The organism is Corallococcus sicarius, from assembly GCF_003611735.1.
Lineage (GTDB): Bacteria > Myxococcota > Myxococcia > Myxococcales > Myxococcaceae > Corallococcus > Corallococcus sicarius.
In genome coordinates, this window is the sequence record NZ_RAWG01000388.1 from 1 (window position 1) to 7636 (window position 7636).

At 71.5% G+C, this 7636-nt stretch carries 8 protein-coding genes; 3 read left to right on the forward strand and 5 right to left on the reverse strand.

The genetic code is table 11. The annotated features are described in order from the left end of the window. Positions 1-278: 278 nt before the first annotated feature. Positions 279-704, reverse strand: a complete 426-nt coding sequence (locus tag D7X12_RS36500; protein ID WP_120629823.1) for a nuclear transport factor 2 family protein — start codon at positions 702-704, stop codon at positions 279-281. 225 nt (positions 705-929) lie between these two features. On the opposite strand from D7X12_RS36500, the gene D7X12_RS36505 reads away from it, so the two are divergent. Both D7X12_RS36505 and D7X12_RS36510 read left to right on the forward strand, forming a co-directional pair. After that, positions 930-1724, forward strand: a complete 795-nt coding sequence (locus D7X12_RS36505; protein ID WP_120629824.1) for a hypothetical protein — start codon at positions 930-932, stop codon at positions 1722-1724. Continuing rightward, entirely contained in the window at positions 1721-2230 is a 510-nt protein-coding gene (locus D7X12_RS36510) for an arsinothricin resistance N-acetyltransferase ArsN1 family A (protein WP_120629825.1), read from the forward strand. The genes D7X12_RS36505 and D7X12_RS36510 overlap by 4 nt, the downstream gene beginning before the upstream one ends. On the opposite strand, the gene D7X12_RS45200 is transcribed toward D7X12_RS36510, so the two are convergent. The 4 genes from D7X12_RS45200 to D7X12_RS36530 form a co-directional block, all read right to left on the reverse strand. Beyond that, positions 2231-3478, reverse strand: coding sequence for a hypothetical protein (locus D7X12_RS45200; protein WP_120629826.1), 1248 nt, complete (start codon positions 3476-3478; stop codon positions 2231-2233). It lies immediately after the preceding gene. A gap of 329 nt (positions 3479-3807) precedes the next feature. Then, positions 3808-4752: a LysM peptidoglycan-binding domain-containing protein gene (locus D7X12_RS36520; protein WP_120629827.1), complete on the reverse strand. Its 945-nt coding sequence runs from the start codon at positions 4750-4752 to the stop codon at positions 3808-3810. Positions 4753-4854: 102 nt separating this feature from the next. Further along, positions 4855-5862 (reverse strand): c-type cytochrome, encoded by a 1008-nt coding sequence (locus D7X12_RS36525; RefSeq protein WP_244224998.1) that lies wholly within the window; start codon positions 5860-5862, stop codon positions 4855-4857. 11 nt (positions 5863-5873) lie between these two features. Next, positions 5874-6458 carry a cytochrome C oxidase subunit III gene (locus tag D7X12_RS36530; protein ID WP_120629829.1) on the reverse strand — a complete coding sequence of 195 codons (585 nt, stop codon included), beginning with the start codon at positions 6456-6458 and terminating at the stop codon, positions 5874-5876. Between the two features lie 270 nt (positions 6459-6728). Here D7X12_RS36530 and D7X12_RS36535 point away from each other — a divergent pair. Next, a partial coding sequence (locus D7X12_RS36535; RefSeq protein ID WP_147443905.1) for a glycosyltransferase 87 family protein occupies positions 6729-7636 on the forward strand: 908 nt, incomplete at its 3' end.

Genomic DNA, 7636 nt, shown 5'->3' on the forward strand with positions numbered 1-7636 from the left:
TGCGTGAGCCCGGAATTGGATTCATGGAATTGCTCCCAGGACAGTGAAGCGCGGGGCCACATTGGTTCCGGCCGCCTCGAAGAGATCAAAGTGGCCATGTCTGTCAGGTTTGGAAAGCAACCCGTCGAAATGGGGGGTGGCCGCCCCACCACGCTACCGCGTCTCGCGGCACCCGTGCACGAGAGTGCACACAACGTCCGGGCGCCCCTTGCGATGGCGCCGCGCTCCGGGGGGTGGAGCCCCCCCAAACCCCCAACCCCGCGTGAAGTTGCGCGGCGTCAGGCCGGCGTGGTGGCGGGGACCTCGGAGCGGGGCGCGGTGCCGTGCGACAGCTCCTGGCCCAGGGCGTGCGGGTCGAAGTAGGCGAAGAAGCGGCGGATGCGGTCACCATCCCACTCGATGATGGAGACGCCCTCGTAGGAGATGGCGGCGCCGTTGTGGGCGGTGCCCTGCGTCTCCCACTCCAGCGCCACGCGGTCGCCGGACTCGATCATGTTGCGGAAGGTGGATTTCACCTGTCCGAGGGTGCCTTTGTATTCGGTCCAGAAGCGGCGGGCGCCGTCGGCCCCGGAGAAGACGCTGGGCGAGGCGACGTTGCTCACCTGGGCGTCCTCGGCGAAGAGGGCGACCAGCGAGTCGATGTCGCCGTGCTCCTCCAGTTTCAGCAGTGCGTCCACGAACCGCTGTGCTCGTTCCATCGGCATCTCGCGTCCTCACTCAGGGGAAGGTGTTTCCGGGAAGGGTGGACACGCGGGGTAGGAGCGGCCTTCGCTCGCTGTCGCTCCCTCGCTCCCCAGCCGGAGGCTCCACCCCCCTGCTCCCGGGTGGCCGGTGGAACAGACACTGTCTCCTCGGGGCGCGCCGGGTGCGAGGCCGCCCCCTTGCTCCCGGGTGGGCAGCCAGAGGATGACTGTCCTCGAGGAGCATTCATGTCCCAGCAGGCCCACCGCCCCGCGCCGCCCACCGCCGCCGAGACGCCCGACCTTCCGGCGCCCGTGGTCGCGGAGACGTTCCTCCCGCTCGCGGCGCTGTTGGAGGAGGTGAAGTCGCCCAGGGTGCTGCGTTCGGACATCGACGCGCTCATCGCGGCGTTGGGCCGGGCCCCGCCGCCGGACGAGTCGCCCCGGGCACGGGCGGACGTGCTGCTGGAGCTGATGGCCCGTGAGAACCCCGTGGGGGACTATGCGGGCAAGGGCGGACGGAAGGTGCGTCACGCGGCGCAGGACGCCCTGCTGTCCCTGGGGTATCCGTACGCGCTGGAGCTGCCGCCCGAACTGCTGGAGTCGAGGGCTCCCGCCAAGGACTCCGGCAAGGCCCCCACGGGGCCCGGCATGGGGGGTGTCATCGGCACGCTGCTGTCCCTGCTGTACCAGACGCTGTTGTGCGGCCTGGGCCATCTGTTGAACCGCTACACCAGCATCGACCTCCTGGGGCAGGTGCTGAGTCCCTTTGCCCTGGGCGGGTTGGTCATCTGGGCCTCCACCCTGTCCTCCTTCTTCGGCCACAGCCTGGAGAACCGGACCCTGCAGCGCGTGGGTTCGGTAGGGCTGTGGATCCAGTTCGTGTTCTGGGCAGCGGCGAGCGTCTTCTTCATGAGCAGCGAGGGCCCCATCATCCCCGTCGTCCTGCCCTGGCATCTGACGCTGTGGGCCGCCTACGCCATGCGTCCGGTACCGGAGGCGGAGGAGTCCCCGGCGCCGAAGCTCCCCACGCCCACGCCATGAGCACGCCCCCACTGCCTGGCGTGAGGCCCGCGACGCGTGAGGACCGGGCCGCCATCGCGGCCATCTACAACGCGGCCATCGCCGAGCGCGCCTCCACCTTCGAGACGCGGCCCCGCATGCCCGAGGACATCGACGCGTGGCTGGGCAAGCGCCACCCGGTGCTCGTGGCGGAGGAGGACGGGCGCGTCATCGCGTATGCGGCCACGGGCGCCTACAGCCCGCGCGAGTGCTACGCGGGCGTCGCGGACTTCAGCATCTACGTGGCCCCGGAGGCCCGGGGTCGGAGCGTGGGGCAGCACGTGCTCCAGGCGCTGCTGAAGGAAGCGGAGGCGGCGGGCTTCCACAAGCTCACCTCGCGCGTCTTCGCGACCAACGTGCGCAGCCGCGCGCTGCTCGGGCGCCTGGGGTTTCGCGAGGTGGGGGTGCACGAGAAGCACGCTCCGCTGGAGGGTGTGTGGCACGACGTGGTGGTGGTGGAGAAGCTGCTGCTCGCGAACGTGCGGTGATCAGCGCCGCGAGTCCTCCGCCCACTCCTCGCGGGTCCAGCCCTGCCGTTCGTAGAGGGCGCGGCGCTCCGCGGGGAGGGCATCCCAGGAGGTGCCGGGGTCCAGGTCCTTCGGGCGGCTGAAGACACCGGGGACGTCGCCGCGGAGGGCCTGGGCGGCGCGCTCGGGGGTGAGGCCGCGCAGGCCGTAGCCCAGCTTGAGGCCGGCGTGGTGCTGGCCGGTCTTGTCGGAGAGCTCGAAGGCCACGCCGCCGCCGAACTCCGCGGTGCGGGGGTTGAGGTTCGCGTGCGCGCGGGCGTGCGGCCCCGCGCCGAGCGACAGCTCCACCTTGCCCTGCGAGTCGCGGCTCACGCTGGCGATGCCCAGGTCGAGTTGGAGCTCCGTCTCGGATTCGCCGTGCACGTCCGTCATGATCTCCAGGTCCAGGGGGCCGGCTTTCGCGACGACGCCGGCCTGCGTCTGGAGTTCGGCGGGTCCGCGCGAGGCGAGCCGGGCCTCGCTCTTCACGCGGAACAGGTCATGGGACGCGCTGGCTTCGGCGGTGAGGAAGGTGCCGGCGGGCCGCTGTCCGGAGAGGACGAGCGCGCGGGCGGTGGCGGTCTCATAGGCCTGGACGAGGGAGTGCTGGGGACGGCCGATGCCCGCCTTCCATTCGGCTTCGTAGCGCTCACGGCGCGGGTCGGACCAGGAGAGTCCGAGCACGGTCTCGCGCAGGTCCAGCGCCTGGGGCGCACCGAGCGAGCGCAGTGCACGGAGGCTGTCCGACTGTCCTACCGCTTCGCCATGGCGTTGCAGATAGGCGTCGTAGGAGAGGACGGCGGCGCGCCCCGTGTCGATGGCGTGGGCATTCACCGCGTCGCGCAGGGCCCCGGGCAGCTTCGGATCATTGACGAAGACCTCCGGCCGTCCCGGCATCCCGAGCGGACCGGTGACGCCACCGGGCCGCCGTTGAAGGACGCCGTTCGACGCGGCCTGGTCGAGGAAGGACTGTCGCGAAGGAGCGTCCAGTCTGGACACGTACGTGGCGAGCAGGCCGTCGCGGTCCATGCGCTCCAGCGTGGCGCGATAGGCGTCACGAGGGACGGAGCCGAGCGCGGCGTGCGTGGCCTGCACGTCGCTGTGGGTAAGGAGGGGGTTGGACAGGCTGCGCGTCAGGTGTGACTTGAGCGCGGAGTAGACGTCCTCCGGGACGGGGGAGGACGGGGGACGCGGCCGGCTGCCCAGTGCCGCGAGCTCGCGGGCGGACATGGCGGGCCCGGCCAGACTGGTGGGCGGTGGAGGGGCGGCAGGAGCGCCGGGCGGACCGGAATAGGCCCGCAGTTCGTTGCGCGTGGACGGCGGCGCGGAGGGCCTCGGCGCCGGGGGCACGTCCGCTTCGGGAAGGTGGCTGTCGGGGGAAACAGGAGTGCTGCCGGAAGAATCGATTCGGGACATCGGGCTCGCTCCGAGAAGGGAGGAGCCGGTCCCTGTGCAGCCGGTGCGCCAGCGTCAGGGGCCTGGAATCACGGGTCCCCTGTCACGGAGGATCCCCTTTCCGGACGTGGGATCCCTCCGTGCAGACGGGCGGGAAGTACGGCTCAGCCCAGGGCACCCTGCGCGCGGCGGTAGTACATCTCGCGGCTGGCCATGCCGTTGTAGCCGCCGTTGATGCGGCGGGTGACCTCGCGGAAGTTGCCCGCGTCCGCGTAGCTGTTCAGGTTTCGCGAACCCCAGTACCAACCCGCGATGCGGAACGCGACGTCCGGATCCTTCGCGCGCTCCGGGTGGCCCTCCAGGTCGATGCCCAGCGCCTTGCCCGCCGCTCGGTAGTTCGCGCGACCCGTGAGCTGGATGGGACCCCGGCCCTTGTAGCGCTTGCCGTCGCCCGGCTGCGTGTTGCCCAGGTCCTTGCGGCCCTCGTACGCCGCACCGGAAGCAATCTCTTCCATGTAGCGCAGCTCGCCGCTCTCGTGCGCCAGCTGCGCGATGAACATCTCCTGACGCTTCGGCGTGTTGATCTTCGCCTCCGCCATCGCCTTGTTCAGGTGCGGCAGGTACTGCTCCGCCTTCGCCTGCGACAGGTTCGGCATGATCTTCCGCAGCTGCGCCACCGACACGCCACCCTTGCTGCCCCCCGTCGCGCCACCCACGCTGCCCGTGCCGCCCGTGCCGCCCGTCGTCGGCGGCGGCTTCGACGTCCCCGTGCCACCACTCCGGCCCGGAATCGTCAGCTTCTGGCCCACGTAGATCTTGTTCGGATTGCTGATGTGGTTCGCCTTCGCCAGCGCCCCCACCGTCGTGCCGTGCCGCCCCGCGATGGCGCTCAGCGTGTCGCCGCTGCGCACCGTGTAGCTGCTCGCCTTGCTCCCGCCCTTGGACGGAGCCGCCGCCTGGAACGAGTCCGGCACTGACAGCCGCTGCCCCACCCGGATCAGGTTCGCGTTCGCGATGCGGTTCGTCTTCTGCAGCGTCCCCACCGACGTGTGGAAGCGCTGAGCCAAACCGCTCAACGTGTCGCCGCTGCGAACGGAGTAGGTCTTCACGAAGGGACTCCGGGAAAGTGAGAGACTTCAGCCCGGATTTTCGCGATGCCTGGGAATTAGTTTCCCCGGAAGTCCATCTTTTCAGATTGCTGCATCAATCCGCTAAGGCTGCATCTTCGAATCGCGCAGGCGCTGCTGGAGGTCGCGGGCCTCGTCGGTGTCGTGCAGCACGACGAGGCTCTGCACGTAGTACGCGAGCGCCCAGAGGTTCTCCTCCGGGATGGCGCCCTTCCACGACGGCATCGCGGCGCCGCCGACGCCCGCGGCCATGACGCGGTAGAGGTCCTCGCGCTGGGCCTCGGCGGTGTACCGCTGGCCTTCCACGCGAGCGCCCTGGGGCCACACGGTGCGCAGGCGGTGGAAGAGGAAGTCGGGCGGCAGCACCTTCGAGAGCTGCGTGGCCTCCCCCTTCGCGTCCACGGTGAGCGAGTAGTCCGAATCCCGAGGCGTCGCCGTGTACGGATCCACGTTCGCCAGGTTCACCTTGCGGCCGGTGACGCTCTCGGTGAGCGCGGCCAGGTCGGCGCGCGGCAGGTACGCGACGTGGCAGCTGGCGCAGCCCGCGTTGCCCTTGCCGGCCACGTGGTAGACGGTGCGGCCGCGCTCCACGGCCTCGGCGGCGCGGCCCTTCCATGGATCCTCGGACACCGCGAGCGCCACGCCCGGCGCCTCCTGCTTCCAGCGCGGGCTGAAGGTCTTGAGGTACTGCACCACCGCGTCCACGTCCGCCGGAGGCACGTCCCACGCGAACATCGGGGTGCCGTGCAGGCCGCGACGCAGCGTGCGTTTCAGCGCGTCGTCGGTGGGCAACTCGCCCGCCGCGACACCGCCGAACTTGTACAGGCCCTGGCGGAAGTTGCGCGGCACGGGGCGCATGCCCGTGCCCGCGGGCCCCTGGCCGTCACCCTTCTCGCCGTGACAGGACATGCAGTAGTGCGTGTAGACGTCCCAGCCGCGCGCGAGCGTCGCCGCGGGGATGGTCGTGCCATTCGCGAGCTTCAGCGGTTCGAAGGTCGGCGGCTCCCGGCGACACGCGGGGCCAAGCGCCCCCAGCGCGAGCACGGCGAGCATGCGGAGCGCACGGGAGGACTTCGGGATTCGAGGGAGCAAGGGAGTGGGCTTCATGGGAGGTACACCACCGCGAAGAGGACGCCGTACATCACCGTCGTGCACCACCACCCGGGCACGGCACGCCGCAGCCGGGCCCGAGCATCCAGACCACGCATGCCGTGCAGGGTGGCCCGCAGCACCCCCATGAGCACGACCGCCGCGTGCGCGGCCTGCACCGCCGACAGGCCATACAGCGCGGACGCGAAGACGCCGCTTTCGGGGATGCGCAGGTCGCGGTGCCACCACAGCACGTGCAGCCAGGCCGCCTGCGTCGCGAGGAACCCCGCTCCGGCGCCCAGCACGCCCAGGTGCCAGGCCCGTGCGGGGCGGGGACCGGAGGCGTGTCGGAGCGCGCCGTGCAGGAGCGCGCCTCCCGTGAGCAGCAGCACGCCCGCCACGGCGGGAACGAAGCCGCCCGGGAGCGCGGTCGCGGGCGGCCAGAAGCCACGCATCCGGTAGAAGTTCGCGGCGAAGGCCACCGCGCAGAAGAGCATCACCGCCGCCGCGTGCGCGAGCACCACCCCGAACCACAGGTTGGCCTCGGCGCGCTGCGGGGACGCGGACGTCAGCGTCCCGGTGGGGTCGTTCGTGCTCACGGGGGGCGACTCTCGCACGCCTGGGCCCGGCGGAAAGCACCGGGGAACCGAGCAGTCCCCCGTCCCTCGGGGAGCCCGGGCGGAACAGTGCACGGGCCCGTGACCGCCGGAGGTGGAAGGGAACGCCCGGAGGCCCCGCCTCGTCGGGCCGGCCGTGAATCAGCGAGCTCCGCGCGCAGGACCCGGACACTCCAGACACCGGGCATCCCGCCCTCCGGGAAAGAACGCCACGGGCGGACGGGCCGGGAGTAGCCTCGCGGCCCCGCTCCGATGCAACCCGTCCCCACTCCGCTCCCGGCGTCGTCCCTTCCCGTCCACCCGCGCTCCTGGCGGGACTGCATCCCGTGGCCGTTGGTCGTCGTGGCGCTCGGGGCCTGGGTGCTCCGCGCGCTGGCGTTCTTCCATCGCGCGGGCCCCATGGGCTACCCGATGGACTACGACGAGGGCGTCTACTTCTCCGCCGCGTCGCTCTTGCTGCGCGGCGACCTGCCCTACCGCGACTTCATCTTCGTCCACCCTCCGGGCGCCCTCCTGCTCTGGGCTCCCGGCGCCGCGCTCACCCTGGGGCTCGATGCGGCCACCGCCTACGGAGTGACCCGCTACGCCGCCGTCACCGTGGGCGCCCTCTGCGTGTTCCTCGCGGGTCGCATCGCCTGGCGTGCCTGGGGGCCCCTCGCCGGCTGCGTCGCCGCGCTCGCCTACGCCGCCCACCCCGAGGCCGCACTCGTCGAACGCGGCACCTTCCTCGAACCCCTGCTCAACATCCTGTGCCTGGGCTTCGCGAACCTCTGGCTCGCCTCCGAAGCTCCCTCGCGCGCGCGGCGCATCGGCGCGGGCGTGCTCCTCGGCCTCGCGGTGTCCGTGAAGATTCCCGGCGGCCTCTGGCTCGTCGCCGCGCTGCTGGCCCGCCCATGGAAGGAGTCCTGGCGCGACGGCGTCATGCTCGCGCTCGTCGCGTTCGCCACGTTCGTCGTCGTCGTGGGTCCCCTCGCCGCGCTCGCCCCGTCGGAGTTCTTCCGCGACGTCATCGCCTTCCAGGCCCTGCGCCCCAGCGACGGTGAACCGGACCGCTGGGTTCGCCTGCACGACATCCTCCACGAACGCCGGCTGGGCGAGGTCGTGCTCGCACTCGTGGGCCTGGGGACCGCCTGCGTCCGCGCGTTCCGCCCTCCCACCCC